Here is a 17,830-nt window from a genome sequence, read left to right as displayed (position 1 = left end):
AAGGTCAGAAGATAGGGAGGTGTGATGAAATGTGATTATTCGTTGTCTGTTGGCTTGAACAATGCCAGCAACTCATCGACTTTATTACGCCCTGCCCCATTGCGACTAATGGTTCGTTTCACTTTAACCACATTCAGCTCTGCGCCATGATACAAGCGGCGCGTTAAAGTTGTATCGTGGTTCGAGATCAGGACGGGGATGCCTCGCTCAGTAGCAGCTCGCTCAGCGACATCCGCCAATGCAGCTTGATCATCTAAAGTGAATCCATTACCCGCATAAGAAGTAAAATTGGCCGTCGTTGATAGCGGCGCATAAGGGGGATCGCAATAGACAACACTGCCTTTACGAGCACGTTTGAATGTATCGTGGTACCCCTCACAAACAAAGGTCGCCTTCTTTGCTTTTTCAGCAAAAAACTCTAACTCAGCTTCTGGGAAATAAGGCTTTTTGTATGAGCCAAATGGCACATTAAAACCACCTTTCTTGTTGTAACGGCATAGGCCATTAAAACCAAAGCGGTTCATGTATAAAAAGGCCAAGGAGCGGTACATTACATCGTCGGTTGCATTAAACTGCTCGCGAATATGCAAGTATGCCTCTTTACGATTATTCTCTGCACAGAACCAACGCTTCGCTTCAGAGATATACTCCGTTGGGTCCTCTTTGAGAAGATTGTAGAGATTGATAAGATCCGGGTTAATGTCCGCAAGCAGGTATTGATCGTAATCGGTATTGAGGAAAACGGAACCAGCACCAACGAACGGCTCCACCAGCTTACGTGCTTCTGGCAAGTGACGCTGGATATCTTCGACAAGTCCGTATTTTCCACCTGCCCATTTCAGGAAGGCACGCTGCTTCTTCATCTACTGCTCTATCTATCAACCACAAATCGAGGCTGCGGAATGTAACATATTTTGCGTCGAATCTCAGACTATTTTCCGCGTTCAATCTCTCGGTGAACTTGGCTGAGTGATTTTGCCCAAGGTTCGAGCTGTTGTAACTCTTCAGATAGCCCCGCAACAGCGTCACGAGCGACTTGAATGGTTGGAAAGTTATCGTAGGTGATAATAAACCACTCAACATCATTACGGACCGTTGGGTAGATGTAGACTTTCTGCTTGACCTGATAAGTATCGAGGAACTTCTGTACGTCCGATAACTGAGTAACTGCCGCTAATTGCAATGTGTAACTGCGCGGAGAAAACGCCTTCAACTCATCTTTAGTAAAGGAAAAGTTCACCACTGATTGAGGAGCGGATTCGGTTTCTGGCTCCACTTCAACTGCTGCATCATTAACCTCAGCAGGAATAGAGTCCTCAACCACCTGCTCTATCGCACTGGTATCAACGCTTTCCGGTTTATCATCAAGTAGCGCGTCCACAACTTCAGATGTAATCACAACACGTTGATGCCCATCGTCACTACTGCCAACACTGGTCACTTCGTTCGTGACCGCTGGTGGCAGTGATTGAGAATCATCTTCCGCCCCTGCTAGCATTGGGTCAATAACGGGATCTGGGACAATAATATCAGCGGAAGAGGTAGTGTCCGCCCCCGAAACGGTCTCAGGTAAAGTAGGAATGACCGTCTGCTCAATCGATTGAGTGATCTGCTGCGCTTTATCATCTGGTGAAGGCTGAGACATCATCCACCAATAGCCAGCCCCAATAACCACTAGCAAAATGAGAACAACCAAGGCGATATTAATAGGTGAGCCGATAATTGAACGGATAATGATCCTTTTTTCCACTTTGTGATCCCCTAATGCCATTATTTCGCCAGGACGGCGAGCAACTGAGCGATACGCATTACGTACACGCTTTTCCATGTCATCTTCGACATACCTAACCACCAATTGTTCAAAGAATCGCTCCGCTTCCTGCTCCGAAAGCGTTTCGATTTCTAAATCAATTGGTTTATGTTCTTGCCCATAACTCAAGCGCGTTAGAAGTGCATCCAATGAGTTCACTTGAGCAAACAGCAAAACATTGACGGTCCAAAGTGGGTTCTGCTGTGACTCCAGCACCAGCATCCACAGCTCGGATATAAATGATTCACTCAGCAAATGAGCATCATCTATAGTAATCACTATGTCACAAGCTTCGCCGTCCATTAGGCGAACGAAAGACTCAGCCAATGAGTCAGCCGGATTAAATAGAGGTTCCGACACTAATTGGGAAAGTATCGTCATTCGACGTTGTTCGTCATCTTGATTAGGAAAGCAAAGTAGCAACGCTTGGTTCTTTTCCAGTGCCCAAGCTTCCAAGTAACGCTGTGCAAGCCACGTTTTGCCTGCACCACTATCACCAGCAATCGTAACTAAGTTAGAACCAAAGTTGGTTAGAAGTTGCAAACGTTCAAGTAATTCAACTTGTGTATCCAACTCCAACACATGCGAATCATGCGCCATGCTCATTTCGCCATCCTAAAGACAATACTTAAAGATACCAACTCAGCGGCTTGAACAACGAATTGTTAACCCGTTTTCTGGGTTGGCATCACACCAAGATAAGATTAAATATCACGCCCAAAATCAATTGCTTGCTTGATGATGGATTCAGGCACGCCTTTGACAACGTCCGCCGTACCTATGCTAGTTGGAAGAACCAGTCTTAACTCACCTGCTAAGACTTTTTTGTCTCGCATCATGTGACGCATAAAGTCTTCGAAGCTCATTTGTTCTGGCGTATGAACAGGCAGTTGAGCTCTTTTCAGTATAGAAACAATTCGATCAACTTGCTGTTCTGAAATAAGGCCTTGTAGCTGGGCTGTTTTTGCTGCCATCACAGTTCCTGATGAGACCGCTTCACCATGAAGCCAATTGCCATAACCAAGCTCTGCTTCAATGGCATGACCAAAAGTATGGCCAAGATTTAACAACGCTCGGATACCGGATTCTTTCTCATCCTGTGCCACCACTTCTGCTTTGATTTCACAGCAACGAGCAATAGCGTAAGTTAGAGCCGCCTCGTCCAACGCGTACAACTTATCTAGATTGTCTTCTAACCAAACAAAGAAGTCCTGATCATAAATAATGCCATACTTGATCACTTCAGCAACCCCAGCGGCAAACTCACGTTCAGGTAAGCTCTTCAAGCAATCCGTATCAATCACTACCGCTTTTGGCTGGTAAAAAGCGCCAATCATGTTTTTACCTAACGGGTGGTTTACTGCCGTTTTTCCGCCAACCGATGAGTCAACCTGAGATAAAAGCGTTGTTGGGATTTGAATAAAATCCACACCGCGTTGGTAACAAGCCGCTGAAAAACCGACTAAATCTCCAATCACGCCACCGCCTAGTGCAATCACTACGACGTCACGTGCAAAGTTACCTTCAAGTAAGTAACTCATTACGGTATTGAACGTATCTAGAGATTTGTATTGCTCACCATCAGGTAGCTCTAGCAGTGATGCATCACAACCTAACTGGTCTAAAAGAGAGAGGATTTTATTAGCGTAGAGTGGTGCTACAGTGACATTAGAAATCACCACCACTTTTTGTTTTTCCGCTAAGAAAGAAAGGTGGGCCGGATCAGTAAATAATCCGGCACCAATTGAGATTGGATAGCTACGTTCGCCTAAGCTGACCGTAATCCGTTCCATGGGTATTCTCCAATTGCTAAAAGTCTTAACGTTCTTCTAGCATTTTTACGATCTGGTTGGCTACCACTTTTGCACTTTGATCGTCTGTACGTACTGTGTAATCCGCAATTTCTTCGTAAAGTGGGTTGCGCTCTTCAGATAAAGACTCTAGCACTTCACGTGGATTATCAGTTTGTAATAATGGGCGCTTCTTGTCGCGGTTAGTACGAGCAAGTTGTTTTTCAATCGTTGTTTCTAGGTACACAACGATGCCGCGTGCAGAAAGGCGATTGCGGTTTTCTTTGCTCTTGATTGAACCACCACCTGTAGCAAGTACGATACCTTGCTCTTCGGTTAGGTCGTTAATCACTTTTTCCTCGCGATCACGGAAGCCTTCTTCACCTTCTACGTCAAATACCCAAGCGATATCTGCGCCTGTACGTTCTTCAATAACGGTATCAGAATCAACAAACTCCATGTGAAGTTGTTGAGCTAGGTGTCTACCGATTGTGCTTTTGCCGGCACCCATTGGGCCAACAAGGAAAATATTGCGTTTCTCAGCCATGTTTAGCAGTAATTTACAACGTTAATTCAATGACATCGCCACAAGAAATGCCAGTATATAACTAGCGATGAAGATGCTTGTGGCACCGATTCCTCACAGATAATTCGTGATAAGACCCGAAATTATCTAGATATGGTGCCACTAATGCAAATTTATTTTTTTAAAGTCGCCAATTCTTACTGAATCACCACTTTTGGAGTGACGAAAATAAGCAGTTCACTTTTACCCATTTGCTGGTAAGAACGCCTAAATAGCGCCCCCAATAAAGGTAAATCTCCGAGTAAAGGCACTTTATCAACCGTATCCGTCACACTGTGCTGGAATATCCCGCCTAACACGACGGTTTCTCCATTATCCACCAGCACTTGAGTGCCAATTCGCTGAGTATTAATCGCTACCGCTTCCCCTGTTCCTGTTTTCACCACATCACCAGGTCGGTCTTGGGTAACATTTAAATCAAGAACTAAGCGATTATCAGGGGTAATCTGAGGGGTCACTTTCAAACTCAGTACCGCTTTTTTGAATGTCACCGTGGTCGCCCCACTAGACGAAGACTCCAAATAGGGAATCTCAGTACCTTGCTCAATATACGCCGGCTTCTTGTTGGTCGTAATTAAACGAGGGCTTGAAATGACCTCTGCTTTCGACTCACGCTGTAAAGCGGACAGCTCCAAATCTAACAGCATATCAGAGCCTAGCTTTGCGACCTGGAAAGCAATCGAGGAGGCATTCGCAGACGTCGCCGCTAAGTTAACGTTGAGAAAATCATCTACAGGTAAGTTATCTCCTTCCAGCAGCCCTGCTTGGAAAAGGTTACTCTCAATTGAACCACCAACTGTATTGTTACCATTGGTTGAGGTAAAGCCCCAACGCACACCCAGCTCATCAAGATTCCCTTCATTGACACTGACAATACGAGCTTCAATTTGAACCTGCTTTATCGGAATATCTAACGTATCAATGATGTCACGAATCACATCGATGTTTTCTTTAAGATCTCTAATTAACAACGCATTAGTTCGCTCATCAACGGTTAATGAGCCCCGCTCTGACAACATACTCGACGCACCATCGCCACCAATCATGTCTGCAATTTCAGATGCTTTAGCAAACTTAATTTTGATAATCTCAGAGCTAAGATCGCCAAGCTCTTCTTCAAGACGCGATTTTTCCAGCATCTGCTGTTCACGCAAATCCAATTCAGCCTTTGGAGCAACCAAAACCACATTGCCATCGATACGCTTATCTAAGCCTTTTACCTGAAGGATAATATCAAGTACCTGCTGCCAAGGCACCCCATCTAAACGAAGTGTTAAACTACCTTGAACCGAGTCAGAGACCACCAAATTGAAGTCGTTGTAGTCGGCAATTAACTGCAGCACGTTCCGAACAGGAATGTCTTGGAAATTGATTGATATCTTCTTGTCACTCTTTTCAAGAATACTCTTCTCTTTCGGCTTCTGTTTTGGGTGCGGCTTGGTCACCAACACTTCTAGATAATTGCCTGTTAGGTGATACTCATAGCCATACTCTCCTTCTACTGCGGTGAGCAAGATGACCCTATCGTTTTTCCGGAACACCTCGATAGAAGAGACATTGGTAGCGAAGTCTTTTACATCCAACAAATAAAGTTTGTCATCAGTTACTGACGTATCCATTAATTCAATGCTTAACCCTTCTTGAGCCTTATGGATATCTACCGCGACATGTGGCGTCGCTAACTCGACCACAATTTTGCCGTTGTGCTGAGAATCGACTCGGAAATCGATACTTTCCAATTGGTTCAGTGATTGTTCATCAGCAAAGCTAGTCGAAAGAAACAACCCTCCCCCAATAGCCAACACGGTTTGGAGCACAAAGCTCAATGACTGTATTAATCCTATCATTTCAAAAAGTGGTCCCTACTTAAGCGCCAACTTAACGCTACGTTTATTCCAACAACCTAATCCATCGGGAAGGGTTTCATTTATTTTTAGATAGCTTTCGGCCACATAAGCGACCTTACCGTTATTTAGACCAATGTACTGGCCAGAATTTACTTTCACGACATTACCCTCCGGCGTTTGCACCAGAGCAGAAACTCGACCGCCACTGCCCATGACACCTTTTAGGCGCAATTTACTAAGAGGAAAACGCTCCAGCTGCCCTGTTTTTTGGCGCTCGTTCGGCTGCCAACAATCTGCTTTTACGATAGGTTGATTGAGGACTAATGCCGCTTGGGGGAGTACAAAAGGTTCACGCTGCTGATGTGATTGATAATGAGACACCTCAAAGTCAAGTACTGGCTTAAGATCGACAACATCTTGCCTCGCTTTCTGCTCTACTTGCGTAATGAAACCGTCCAACGAATCTTCATTGGCTTGGCACCCCGCCAGAGCCGCAATCACTATCGGTACTAACCAATTATTTTTCATCTTCCACCTCCGGTTTAAACTGGTAGGTATAAGCTCTTACCCGGAAGTGGAGCGTACTGCTCTCTTGGCTGACCCGCTGCCAATCTATGTCGTCAAAATTAATGATGCGTGGCAACTCGGCGATAGCCTGACTAAAGTCACCAATACTGTGATAGTTTCCCGTGAGTTCGATATTAAGCGGCAAACGATAGAGGAACTCTTGATTCTGCTTTTGCCCCCAATCAATACGTGTAAAAGTGAGCGAATTTTTTAAGCCAACCTCATTGACAGAAGCCAGCATTGAAGCCAATTCCTTTTGCACTGGCAGTTGACGAGATAGGTAGTCATAGCGTTCGGAGAGCTCATCGAGTTGCGCTTGCAATTTAGGTAACGTCGCCACTTTGTTTGCCTTGATAGTGGCAGTGGACTTCAATGTTTGTTCTTGTTGACGCAGTGTCTCGATATGCTCCACTTTAGGCTTAAGATAAAACCAATAGCCCGCGGCTTGAACCAAACACCCTAGTAAAACAATCACCACTAACTGCGGCAATAAAGGCCACTCCGCCATTTCTTCAATGTCTAAGTCGTTGTAGTTAGCCATCCTGCTTATCTCCTTCTAAGTTCGCTAGAGGTCTTGGCACAACAAAAGAGAACGACACATTGAAGGTTTGGAACTTTTTACCAAAGCGCGGCTTATCGTGCACAATTGAGTGCATTTCGACGTTACGAATGTGAGTGGAACTTTCTAAGTTATCTAGCATGGTTGCTAATCTAGAGGTGGTATCACTGATTCCGGATACTCGAACTTGTAAACCATTCATTTTGATCTTATCGACGTACACACCTTCAGGAATAAGCAACGGAAGGGCATTCATAAAATCGGTGGTTTTATTACGGTGATTCTGTAACTTCTCAACCACGGAAAGCCGCGTTAGTAGAGCTTTGTGCTCTTGCTCTACCTGCTTAAGATCATTGATCCGTTTATCTAACTGAGCGATGTACGAATTAAGATAGTTGAGTCGGGCTTGTTGCGACTGAGTCTGCTGCTGAAGATAACTCGCAGCCGCCCATTGAATCCCGACAGCGATAATGATGCCGATCGCGAGCATACTAAGAAATCGATGTTTATGACGATCGCGCAATTGCTCTCGCCAAGGAAGTAAATTAACACTATGCAGCATGAGTTTGCTCCAGCCAGTCTAATCCTCGCAAAGCTAGTCCCGCAGCTGTGGTATAGACGTGACCACTCGAATAATTGGCTGCATTCTTAGCATTGCGCGCTTCAAATAAATTCAACGGATTGAACAGTTCACACTCGATACCAAGTCGCCTAGCAATCTCTTCAGCTAGCATTGGGGTAACTGCACCACCGCCAGAGAGCCAGATGCCCCGGACAGCAACTCCATGAACCGACGTTAGCAACTGAATACTGCGTTGCAACTTCTCGACCAACGCAAAAATGAAACGCTCGGTGCTACCATGAATGAGATGATCAAATTGAGCTTCAGAGTCAATCAACTGAGTACCTAAGGCGATATCTTTACAAAAAGGCGCTTTATCTTGTAAATCCATACAAACGGATGTCTGACTCAGTCCAACATCTACCAGCAACCAATCAAACTTATGTTGGGTTCGAGAAGCCATCTGCCAAATATGAACCAAACTATGGGCTTGAACATCAAGTAACACTGGTTGATAACCGGCTTTGGTCACCGCTTGAATACGGCTCTCTACGACCTCTCGTTTGGTCGCATAAACTTGGTAACTACTCATCGGTTGAGTCGAGCTAGATTGGTTCAAATGAACAAAATCGAGATTAAGTTCTTCAACCGGAAATGGGGACTGGTGGGCAAATGCCTGAAAGATTGCATACTCTCGCTCTTGAGCTTCTAGTTCGCTATCTATTTGTAAAACCTTACTTATTACAGCATTGTCTGGTATAGCTAACGCAACTTTGCGACTAAATAGCGGTAAGGACTTCCTTAGTTCTTTGAGTTTCTTTACAATTTTCTGATAATTTAACATATGGTTATCAGTGAAAATGTCGGCTTCGATTGGCAACTCTTGGTAACTCACAAGTGTAAATGTGCTTTTTGAGGGTTTGAGAGCGACCGCTTTAATACTGTGGTGACCGATATCAACGCCAATAACTAGAGATTTACCCATGCTTTGCTCCATGCTGTTGCTTAGCTCTATTTTCGTAAATTGATGGTTTCTACCGCACATTAACCAGACGAGCTAAGGTTTTAGCTTAAAGTACAAGGGTTTGCATATAGTGAACCTAATTAATCAGGGATTCTCCGGTGAAGTTCATAAAGCGATTGTTCATTTTCACACTGGTTTGCATGATTCTTGGAGTCGGTACAATTTTCGGCTTCTATTTGTATGTCAAACCAGAGCTACCAGATGTAGCGACCTTAAAAGACGTAAAGCTGCAAACGCCTATGCAGGTGTACAGCCAAGACGGCAAACTGATCTCACAGTTTGGTGAAAAACGTCGTATACCTGTTAGCTATGATGAGATTCCACAACATCTTGTTGAAGCCTTAATCGCGACTGAAGACAGCCGTTTCTATGATCACCCTGGTATCGACCCTATTGGTATTACCCGTGCAGCCGTCGTAGTTGCGATGTCAGGTTCGGCGAAACAAGGTGCCAGTACAATTACCCAGCAGCTTGCGCGTAACTTCTTCTTATCTAATGAGAAGAAAATCATGCGTAAGATTAAAGAGATCTTTATTGCTATCCATATTGAACAGCTGTTAAGCAAGCAAGAGATTATGGAGTTGTATGTCAACAAGATCTTTCTCGGCTACCGTTCTTACGGCTTCGGCGCAGCAGCGCAAACCTATTTTGGTAAGGAGCTTAACGATCTGACTTTGAGCGAGATTGCTACGCTAGCGGGGATGCCAAAAGCACCGTCTACCATGAACCCTATTTACTCTGTTGATCGTGCAACTAATCGTCGTAACGTCGTTTTGTTACGTATGCTAGACGAGAAGTACATTACTCAAGAGGAATATAACCAGGCTCGCGCTGAAGAGATTGTTTCCCGTTACCATGGTGCAGAAATCGAGTTGAGTGCGCCATATGTCGCTGAATTAGCACGAGCTTGGATGGTTGCTCGCTACGGTGAAGAGGAAGCATATACATCGGGGATGAACATCTACACTACGGTAGATTCAAAACTGCAAGCCGCGGCAAATAAGTCTGCGATTAGCAACCTTATCGCTTACGACGAACGACATGGTTACCGCGGTGCAGAGAAAGTCCTATGGAAAGCAGACCAACCTGCTTTCGACTTAGATGAAATCAACAAAACTCTACGTAAAGTGCCAAGCTACGGTCAGCTAGTTCCAGCAGTAGTTACCGACGTAACGACTAAGCAAGCTACGGTTGTCGTTAAAGGCCAAGGTAGCCAAACTTTAGCGTGGGATGGAATCAAATGGGCGCGAAAATTCATTAATGATGATCGCCAAGGCGCTGCTCCTAAATCCGCCTCTGACGTTCTAGCGGTCGGCGAACAGGTTTGGGTACGCCAAGTAGAACATGTCACAAAGGATGAAGAGTCAGTACTAACGTGGCAGTTAAGCCAAGTGCCAAACGCCAACACAGCATTCACTGCAATGAACCCAGAAAACGGTGCTGTTCTGGCGCTAGTGGGTGGTTTCAACTTTGTCCATAACAAGTTTAACCGTGCGACCCAATCTGTGCGTCAAGTTGGTTCAAGTATCAAACCATTCATTTACTCTGCAGCAATCGATAAGGGACTCACACTTGCAACCCTAATTAACGATGCACCAATTAACCAGTGGGATCAGAGTCAAGGTACTGCGTGGCGTCCGAAAAACTCACCACCGACATACGTCGGCCCAACACGTCTTCGTATTGGCTTAGCGCAATCTAAAAACGTTATGGCCGTTCGCGTTCTTCGTGAAGTGGGTCTGGATGAGACGCGCCAATATTTAACACGCTTTGGTTTTGATATGGACCAACTGCCTCGTTCTGAAACTATCGCCTTGGGTGCTGGCAGTTTAACACCAATGAAGATGGCGCAAGGTTACTCTGTGTTTGCTAATGGTGGCTACTATGTGGAACCTTTCTACATCAGTAAAGTGGAAGGGCCATTTGGTGATTTAGAGTTCGAAGCAACGCCAAAAGTTATTTGCCGCCAAGACTGTGAACTAACAGAGATTATCGCGGAAGAAAATGAGTTCCAAGAACAGGATGTCACCATTGATGCATCAGATGAACCTCAATACGCGCCTCAGGTCATCTCTGAGCAGACCGCTTTCTTGATGCGTGAAATGATGTATAGCAATATTTGGGGCGGTGGTAACTGGCGTGAAGGCACCGGATGGAACGGGACTGGCTGGCGAGCTCAGAAACTAGAACGTCGCGACATAGGTGGAAAAACCGGTACTACTAATGATTCGAAAGATGCGTGGTATAACGGGTATGGACCAGGCATGGTCGCGGTTGCTTGGGTAGGTTTCGACGATCACACTCGTAAGCTTGGCCGTACGACACCTAATAGCAACCTAGGTAAAGGCCAGACTTCCGGTGCTGAGGCGGGGGCAAAAACTGCGCAACCAGCTTGGGTTGACTTTATGCGTGATGCTCTAGATGGTACGCCTCAAGTCAGCAAGGTCATTCCACCTCATATTGTTCGCGTGCGCATTGATCGTGATTCAGGGCTACTTACTAATAAGTTTGATGGCAGCTCGATGTTTGAGTACTTTGCTGAAGGTACCGAACCAACCGAGTATATAACCAATGAGATCACTGACAGCATCTATACCTCTGAAGACGGTAGTGAAGAGCTGTTCTAATCATTAGGGTTATAACGCAAAGAGGCTGATGCAAAACATCAGCCTCTTTTCTTTTGTCTAATTGCCGCGTCTTAATACCAATCAGCTAGCTTTCGCCAAATCAATATTAGAAAGTTGCTGCTTAATCGCTTCTGCTAACTGTTCAAATCGAGCACGTAACGGAGAGCCTGGTCGATATACCAAAACGATGCTGCGCGATGGTACTGGGTTAATCGCACGAACGTAGCACACTCCATCTTTCTCTTTTTCTCTTGGCAGCGAAAGTTGTGGCAACAGTGTAATGCCCGCTCCAGCCGCAACCATATTGCGTAGCGTTTCTAAGCTGGTTGCTTTGAAACGCTCATCATCTTGTGCGCCTGCCGCAAAACAAAAGCCCAAAGCTTGGTCGCGTAAGCAGTGACCATCACCAAGTGCTAATACTGTTCGTCCATTCAACTCAAGCATCTCAATCTCTTCTAGACTTGCCCACTCGTGATCACATGGAACAGCGACGCTCATTGCTTCGTTGTACACTTCAATCTCTTTAAACGGCTCTGTTTCAGCAACAGACGCCAATACCAAACAATCAAGCTTGCCATCTTCAAGCTGCCTAACTAACTGATGGGTTTGCGCTTCATGTAAAAAAAGCTCCAACTCGGGAAACTGCTCTTTCATCATCGGCACTATTTTTGGCAGCAAGTAAGGGCCAACGGTGGGTATAAAACCAATATGCATCGGACCAACCATTTCTCCAGCTTGACCACTCGCCATATCTTTGAAGGTTTTCACTTCCGTTAAAATACGTTTTGCTTGATCCACCAACTGCAAGCCTGCGTCGGTAAACAAAACACGACGACTGCTTCGCTCCAACAATGCGGTCCCTAATTCATCTTCTAGTTTTCGAATCTGGCCACTTAGTGTCGGCTGACTTACAAAACACGCTTCAGCCGCTTTTCGGAAGTGCTTATGCTCTGCAAGCGCTACTAAGTATTCAAAGTCCCGAATATTCATTGTTGGTTATCTCCCACTGTAAGATAGAAAGAATCTATCAAAACCATAGCATTAAACGATTAGAGCTATCAAAGAATTTCTTTAATAATAACTTCATCGAAACAGAGCACAGTCAACTTACTGATAAGACTCACCAAAGAATTTAGTAAAATCATAAAGGAAACTATCATGTTCGTATCGAAAGAAGGTCAAAGCGTTCCACAAGTTACTTTCCCAACTCGCCAAGGTGACGCATGGGTTAATGTAACCACTGATGACTTGTTTAAAGACAAAACTGTGATTGTATTTAGCTTGCCAGGCGCGTTCACTCCGACGTGCTCTTCAAGTCACCTACCACGTTACAACGAATTATTCTCAGTGTTCAAAGAGCACGGTGTGGATTCAATCCTGTGTTTATCAGTCAATGACACATTTGTAATGAACGCGTGGAAAGCGGACCAAGAAGCAGAGAATATTACCTTTATTCCTGACGGTAACGGTGACTTTACTGACGGCATGGGCATGCTAGTTGATAAAAACGAATTAGGCTTTGGTAAACGTTCATGGCGCTACAGCATGTTAGTAAAAAACGGCGTGGTGGAGAAAATGTTCATTGAAGCAAACGAACCTGGTGACCCGTTTAAAGTGTCAGATGCGGACACCATGCTGAGCTACATTGCACCAGACTACAAAACGCAAGAGTCGATCACTGTATTCACTAAACCTGGCTGTCCTTTCTGCATGAAAGCGAAACAAAATCTCATTGACCACGGTCTTCAATACGAAGAAGTGATTTTGGGTAAAGATGCGACAACCGTCAGTCTACGAGCTGTAACAGGTCGAGCAACGGTTCCTCAAGTCTTCATCGGTGGCAAACACATCGGCGGTAGCGAAGAGCTAGAAGCGTACCTAGGCTAAACATCTAAACCCAACCCTCAGTCTCCCGGTGTCTTCGTGACCCGGGGGACACTTTAAACACTTCTGACTAGAGTCTAGATAAGTAGTGATCTCCAAACCGTCTCACCACTTATCTAGATTGATACTAAATTCACTTATCCAAGCGTTGCTCCCTCAGCTTGCTTGGCGAAAATAAGCGAGAACCCATTATGAAACAGTTAAATGTCGATGTTGCCATTATCGGTGGTGGTACTGCAGGTCTAGGCGCTTATCGCGCGGCAAAAGCTCACACAGACAGCGTTGTGATGATTGAAGGTGGCCCATACGGCACAACGTGTGCACGTGTCGGTTGTATGCCGTCAAAGCTACTCATAGCTGCAGCAGAAAGTGTACATCAAATTGAAAAAGCACCTGGTTTCGGTATTCACCCTCAAGGTGAGATTGTCATTGATGGCCGTGAAGTAATGGACAGAGTTAAACGCGAGCGTGATCGTTTCGTCGGCTTCGTGCTTGAGGGTGTTGATGAAATACCGTCTCAAGACAAAGTGTCTGGCTACGCAAAATTCATTGATAACAACACCTTGATAGTCGATGACCACACACAGATCCGTGCTAAACGCATTGTTATCGCGACAGGTTCTCGCCCTGCTTACCCTGGTATTTGGAATGAACTAGGCGATCGCCTTGTCATCAACGATGACGTGTTTGATTGGGATGACCTGCCAGAATCTGTTGCCGTTTTTGGCCCAGGTGTGATTGGTTTAGAACTTGGCCAGGCGCTGCACCGCCTAGGTGTAAAAGTGAAACTGTTTGGTCTTGGTGGTCAAGTAGGTCCACTGACTGATCCAGACGTCATGGCTTACGCAGATAAAGCATTCAAAGAAGAGTTCTACCTAGATGCCGACGTCAAGGTAGAGAGCATGAAACGCATCCCTTCACTGCAAGAAGGTGAGAACGATAAAGTCGAGATTCAGTTCATCAACCATGATGGCGAATTAGAAACGCTTGTCGTGGACTATGTATTGGCTGCAACAGGACGTCGCCCTAATGTCGATAAGCTAGGTCTTGAGAATACAACGCTTGAGTTGGATGAACGCGGTGTTCCGACAGCCGAGTACTACACGCTGCAAACGTCGGTTGAGAATATCTTTATCGCGGGTGATGCAAGCAACCAGATTCCATTACTGCATGAAGCTGCGGATCAGGCACGTATCGCAGGTGACAATGCAGGTCGATTCCCGGATATTCGCGCGGGCCTTCGTCGCTCAGTTATTTCTGCCGTTTTCTCTGATCCACAAATTGCTTTGGTTGGGGAAACTTACAAACAGTTAACGACACGTTTGGGTAACTGCGGCTGTTTTGCAACAGGAGAAGTTTCATTTGAAAACCAAGGTCGCTCTCGCGTGATGCTGCGTAACAAAGGTATTTTGCATGTCTACGGTGAACAAGGTACGGGTCGCTTCTTAGGCGCAGAGATGATGGGGCCAAACGCGGAGCATTTAGCCCACCTATTGGCTTGGGCACATCAAAATAAAATGACCGTGTCTGAAATGCTGGATATGCCTTTCTACCACCCTGTGATAGAGGAAGGAGTTCGTACTGCACTGCGTGATCTAAATGCGAAGCTGCATTTAGGCCCAGAAATGATCAAGCATTGCTTAGACTGTGGTCCTGGTTGTTAATAGGATTAAAAAGAAAAAACGAGCCAAGTGGCTCGTTTTTGTCTCTAGCATAAGATGATGAAATTATTTTTCAGCTGCAATCACTGAGATCTCAACCAATAGCGCTTCACGTGCCATATCACCCGTGACACAAGCTCGAGCTGGAGCATGTCCCTCTGGTACCCAAGCATCCCATACGGCATTCATCGCTTGGAAATCCTGCATATCTTTTAGGTAGATGGTCGCAGATAACATATGTTCTTTATCACTACCCGCTTCAATGAGCAGCTGTTCTACTTTATCTAGCATAGTTTGCGTCTGCTCTGTAATCCCTTGGGTCGCATCAGCGCAAACTTGGCCACACAAGTAGATAGTGCCGTTATGTTTCACAATTCGACTCATGCGTTGCTTAGTATGTTGGCGTTCGATCATTTTTCTCACTTTCTCATTGGTTTGCGATATTCTAATAGACACACAATGTTACCTAATTCGTACCATCATGACATGTCCCTACTGCAAAGATAATTGGTTTTGGCAAAAGATTGGCCGCTGTAAACGCTGTATGGATCAACTCACCGTCCTTTCCGTACTGTGTTGGATCGTATGGTGGTTTCTGTATAGAGATAACCCAAAAAGTATTGAGTCTATCGCGCTATTGATGGCAGGGTTTGCCTTTAATGCTTTATTGGCGCTTCACTTATGGATGCGCTTTGTCATCATTCCTTGGCAAAAACGCAATAAAAATAAACACTAGCGAAGCAAAGCAGAAGCATAAAAAAAGCCCCAAAGACATTTTGTCTTTGGGGCTCTCTTAGATTCTTCTAAGAAAAAGCAGTGGTACTTTAATAGACCGAGCTTTTTCCAAAAGGTTCCCAAACTAAACGATCTTTTTTGATCTTTTTTTGAACACCTTTCAAGTCAGTAACTTACGCCACATTAGATCGAGCGATCGATTTTTCAACAAGATTCACCTCTAACGCAACTTCATCACACGCATGCTGACGTGGGCATTGTTCGCAATCTTTTAGCACCTTTTCGGGCAATAGTGACTTAGATGTTGGTAAGAAGCTCTGCTTCATAAAGAACTCAGGAGTGCGGGTAAGAACAAACACTTTCTTAATCGCCATCTGACGTGCTTTCTCAACTAAATACTGCACAATCGCACTGCCTTGCCCTTGACCTTGCCATCCCGCTTCCACACCGAGTGAACGCACTTCCGCCAAGCCAGAGTCATACACATACAGTGACGCACAGCCAGTCACTTCTCCATGATGCTCCGCGACTGCAAACGAGCCAATATCACGCACCAGTTCATTCCGCGAGCGAGGTAGGTTTTCACCCATATTCGCCCAGTAAGTCACCATACCTTCAAGCGCTTCAATATCCGTCAAGCGTGCCGGGCGAACTTTCACAGTCGACGTATCACGCTGGGTCAAACGAGATTCAGCCTGTTCAACCGCATGCGCCACTTGCTTCGGTGACACACCACCTAATGCACTACGCTTCTCTAAACAGGACTCGATCGTCAAGATGTCATACACATCTTCCTCAATCACCTCTGAGAATTCTTTTAGCTCAGCGATAGACAATTCTTCCAGTGCACAACCTTTAGCAATTGCCCCCACTACAGCAACGCCAACAATATGGTGTGCCTCGCGGAATGGAATCCCCTTCGCAACTAGGTAGTCAGCCAATTCTGTTGCATTGGCATAGCCTTGTTTCGCCGCCTCAAGGGTACGCTCGCTATTTACTTTGATACCATCAAAACAAAGTGCGGCCATTTCCATACAGTCGTTCCATGTATCAAGCGCATCAAACAAACCTTCTTTGTCTTCTTGCATGTCTTTGTTGTAAGCAAGAGGCAGGGCTTTTACCGTCATCATCATGCCAGCAAGTGAACCGTAGACACGGCCAGTCTTACCACGAATAAGTTCTAGCGCATCTGGGTTTTTCTTTTGTGGCATCAATGACGAGCCGGACGTTACTGTATCTGCTAGTTCGATGAAGTTCGATTCGCCCGAGTTATAGAAAATCATATCTTCTGCAAGACGAGAGAGGTGCAGCATGGAGATCGACGCAATCGACATCAACTCCATCACATGGTCACGGTCAGACACCGAATCAAGAGAGTTACGAGTCGCACGACGGAAGCCAAGGCTATGCGCAAGCTCTTCACGATCCATTGGGTAAGCGGTGCCAGCTAAAGCTCCTGAGCCAAGAGGGCAGGTATCTAAACGATGAATCGCGTCACTTAAACGCGAGTAATCGCGCTCAAACATTTCAACATAAGCCAAGCACCAATGAGCGAAAGTAACAGGTTGAGCGCGCTGCAAGTGGGTATAACCTGGCAAAACTGTATCTTGATGAACTTTAGCAACAGAAACCATCTGCGACTGCAAACGATCGAGTGCCATAAGAAGTTGCTGCCCTTGCTGGCGACACCACAATTTTAGATCAGTAGCAACTTGGTCATTACGTGAACGGCCTGTATGAAGCTTCTTACCCAAGTCACCCACTTTTCCGATAAGCTGCTGCTCAACCCAAGAGTGAATATCTTCTGCATCAGAACGTAAAATCTGATGTGGATCTTCCATCACTTCAAGTTTGAGTTCGTTAAGGGCTAATTCGAGTTTTTGTTGCTCTTCTTCCGTTAGTACATTGACCGAAAGCAACGCCTTAGACCAAGCGATAGAGCCTACAATGTCTTGTTCAGCCAATCGGTAATCAAAGCGCAATGAGTCATTAAAGTCTTTGAATCTCGTATCTGCCGCTTGGGTAAATCTTCCGCCCCATAATGCCATCGCGTATCTCCTGATCACCAGTGCTCACTATTTGTACTAGTAGCTACATTGCTTAAAAAGACTCTGAATTTAATTCAGTATTTTATGATGGTTCAAAGTTACGGCAAATCAAATTAAAAATAAAGTATTA

General features: G+C 45.3%; 16 protein-coding genes. 4 read left to right on the top strand and 12 right to left on the bottom strand.

Features of this window, described 5'->3' with window-relative positions; translation table 11 throughout:
- Window positions 1-35 precede the first annotated feature (35 nt).
- From AC4MRV_RS10245 to pilM, 9 genes are all read right to left on the bottom strand, one after another.
- Window positions 36-863 carry a Dam family site-specific DNA-(adenine-N6)-methyltransferase gene (locus AC4MRV_RS10245; protein ID WP_491187246.1) on the bottom strand — a complete coding sequence of 276 codons (828 nt, stop codon included), beginning with the start codon at window positions 861-863 and terminating at the stop codon, window positions 36-38.
- 68 nt (window positions 864-931) lie between these two features.
- Window positions 932-2,416 carry an SPOR domain-containing protein gene (locus AC4MRV_RS10240; protein WP_491187245.1) on the bottom strand — a complete coding sequence of 495 codons (1,485 nt, stop codon included), beginning with the start codon at window positions 2,414-2,416 and terminating at the stop codon, window positions 932-934.
- Window positions 2,417-2,514: 98 nt separating this feature from the next.
- The gene (aroB, locus tag AC4MRV_RS10235) at window positions 2,515-3,603 is read right to left on the bottom strand and encodes a 3-dehydroquinate synthase (protein ID WP_491187244.1); all 1,089 of its coding nucleotides are present in this window, start codon (window positions 3,601-3,603) and stop codon (window positions 2,515-2,517) included.
- 25 nt (window positions 3,604-3,628) lie between these two features.
- Window positions 3,629-4,147, bottom strand: coding sequence for a shikimate kinase AroK (gene aroK / locus AC4MRV_RS10230; protein ID WP_491187243.1), 519 nt, complete (start codon window positions 4,145-4,147; stop codon window positions 3,629-3,631).
- A 176-nt stretch (window positions 4,148-4,323) separates the two neighbouring features.
- Complete coding sequence (locus AC4MRV_RS10225) at window positions 4,324-6,033, bottom strand: type IV pilus secretin PilQ (RefSeq protein WP_491187242.1); 1,710 nt, start codon at window positions 6,031-6,033, stop codon at window positions 4,324-4,326.
- A gap of 15 nt (window positions 6,034-6,048) precedes the next feature.
- Window positions 6,049-6,561 (bottom strand): pilus assembly protein PilP, encoded by a 513-nt coding sequence (locus AC4MRV_RS10220; RefSeq protein WP_491187241.1) that lies wholly within the window; start codon window positions 6,559-6,561, stop codon window positions 6,049-6,051.
- Entirely contained in the window at window positions 6,551-7,141 is a 591-nt protein-coding gene (locus AC4MRV_RS10215; protein WP_491187240.1) for a type IV pilus inner membrane component PilO, read from the bottom strand. The genes AC4MRV_RS10220 and AC4MRV_RS10215 overlap by 11 nt, the downstream gene beginning before the upstream one ends.
- Window positions 7,134-7,721, bottom strand: a complete 588-nt coding sequence (locus AC4MRV_RS10210; protein WP_491187239.1) for a PilN domain-containing protein — start codon at window positions 7,719-7,721, stop codon at window positions 7,134-7,136. The genes AC4MRV_RS10215 and AC4MRV_RS10210 overlap by 8 nt, the downstream gene beginning before the upstream one ends.
- On the bottom strand, window positions 7,711-8,706 hold the full coding sequence (gene pilM / locus AC4MRV_RS10205) for a type IV pilus assembly protein PilM (RefSeq protein ID WP_491187238.1): 996 nt from the start codon (window positions 8,704-8,706) through the stop codon (window positions 7,711-7,713). Before pilM ends, AC4MRV_RS10210 begins: the two co-directional genes overlap by 11 nt.
- A gap of 137 nt (window positions 8,707-8,843) precedes the next feature.
- Between pilM and AC4MRV_RS10200 the strand changes: the two genes are divergently transcribed.
- The gene (locus AC4MRV_RS10200) at window positions 8,844-11,372 is read left to right on the top strand and encodes a penicillin-binding protein 1A (RefSeq protein ID WP_491187237.1); all 2,529 of its coding nucleotides are present in this window, start codon (window positions 8,844-8,846) and stop codon (window positions 11,370-11,372) included.
- 81 nt (window positions 11,373-11,453) lie between these two features.
- Here AC4MRV_RS10200 and oxyR read toward each other — a convergent pair whose 3' ends face one another.
- Window positions 11,454-12,362, bottom strand: coding sequence for a DNA-binding transcriptional regulator OxyR (gene oxyR / locus AC4MRV_RS10195; protein ID WP_491187236.1), 909 nt, complete (start codon window positions 12,360-12,362; stop codon window positions 11,454-11,456).
- 168 nt (window positions 12,363-12,530) lie between these two features.
- Between oxyR and AC4MRV_RS10190 the strand changes: the two genes are divergently transcribed.
- Both AC4MRV_RS10190 and AC4MRV_RS10185 read left to right on the top strand, forming a co-directional pair.
- A complete protein-coding gene (locus AC4MRV_RS10190; protein WP_491187235.1) occupies window positions 12,531-13,259 on the top strand; it encodes a redoxin family protein in 729 nt (242 codons plus the stop codon).
- A 188-nt stretch (window positions 13,260-13,447) separates the two neighbouring features.
- Window positions 13,448-14,920, top strand: coding sequence for a dihydrolipoyl dehydrogenase (locus AC4MRV_RS10185; protein ID WP_491187234.1), 1,473 nt, complete (start codon window positions 13,448-13,450; stop codon window positions 14,918-14,920).
- Window positions 14,921-14,983: 63 nt separating this feature from the next.
- Here the strand turns inward: AC4MRV_RS10185 and AC4MRV_RS10180 are convergent, their stop codons facing one another.
- Entirely contained in the window at window positions 14,984-15,331 is a 348-nt protein-coding gene (locus tag AC4MRV_RS10180; protein WP_038141263.1) for a RidA family protein, read from the bottom strand.
- Between the two features lie 67 nt (window positions 15,332-15,398).
- Between AC4MRV_RS10180 and AC4MRV_RS10175 the strand changes: the two genes are divergently transcribed.
- On the top strand, window positions 15,399-15,653 hold the full coding sequence (locus AC4MRV_RS10175) for a DUF3624 domain-containing protein (protein WP_491187233.1): 255 nt from the start codon (window positions 15,399-15,401) through the stop codon (window positions 15,651-15,653).
- 172 nt (window positions 15,654-15,825) lie between these two features.
- Here AC4MRV_RS10175 and argH read toward each other — a convergent pair whose 3' ends face one another.
- Window positions 15,826-17,700 (bottom strand): argininosuccinate lyase, encoded by a 1,875-nt coding sequence (gene argH, locus AC4MRV_RS10170; protein ID WP_491187232.1) that lies wholly within the window; start codon window positions 17,698-17,700, stop codon window positions 15,826-15,828.
- Between the last annotated feature and the right edge of the window lie 130 nt (window positions 17,701-17,830).

Source organism: Vibrio sp., from assembly GCF_984391705.1.
The sequence above is the reverse complement of the archived record's forward strand: the minus strand, read 5'-3'. Positions and strand labels throughout refer to the sequence as shown.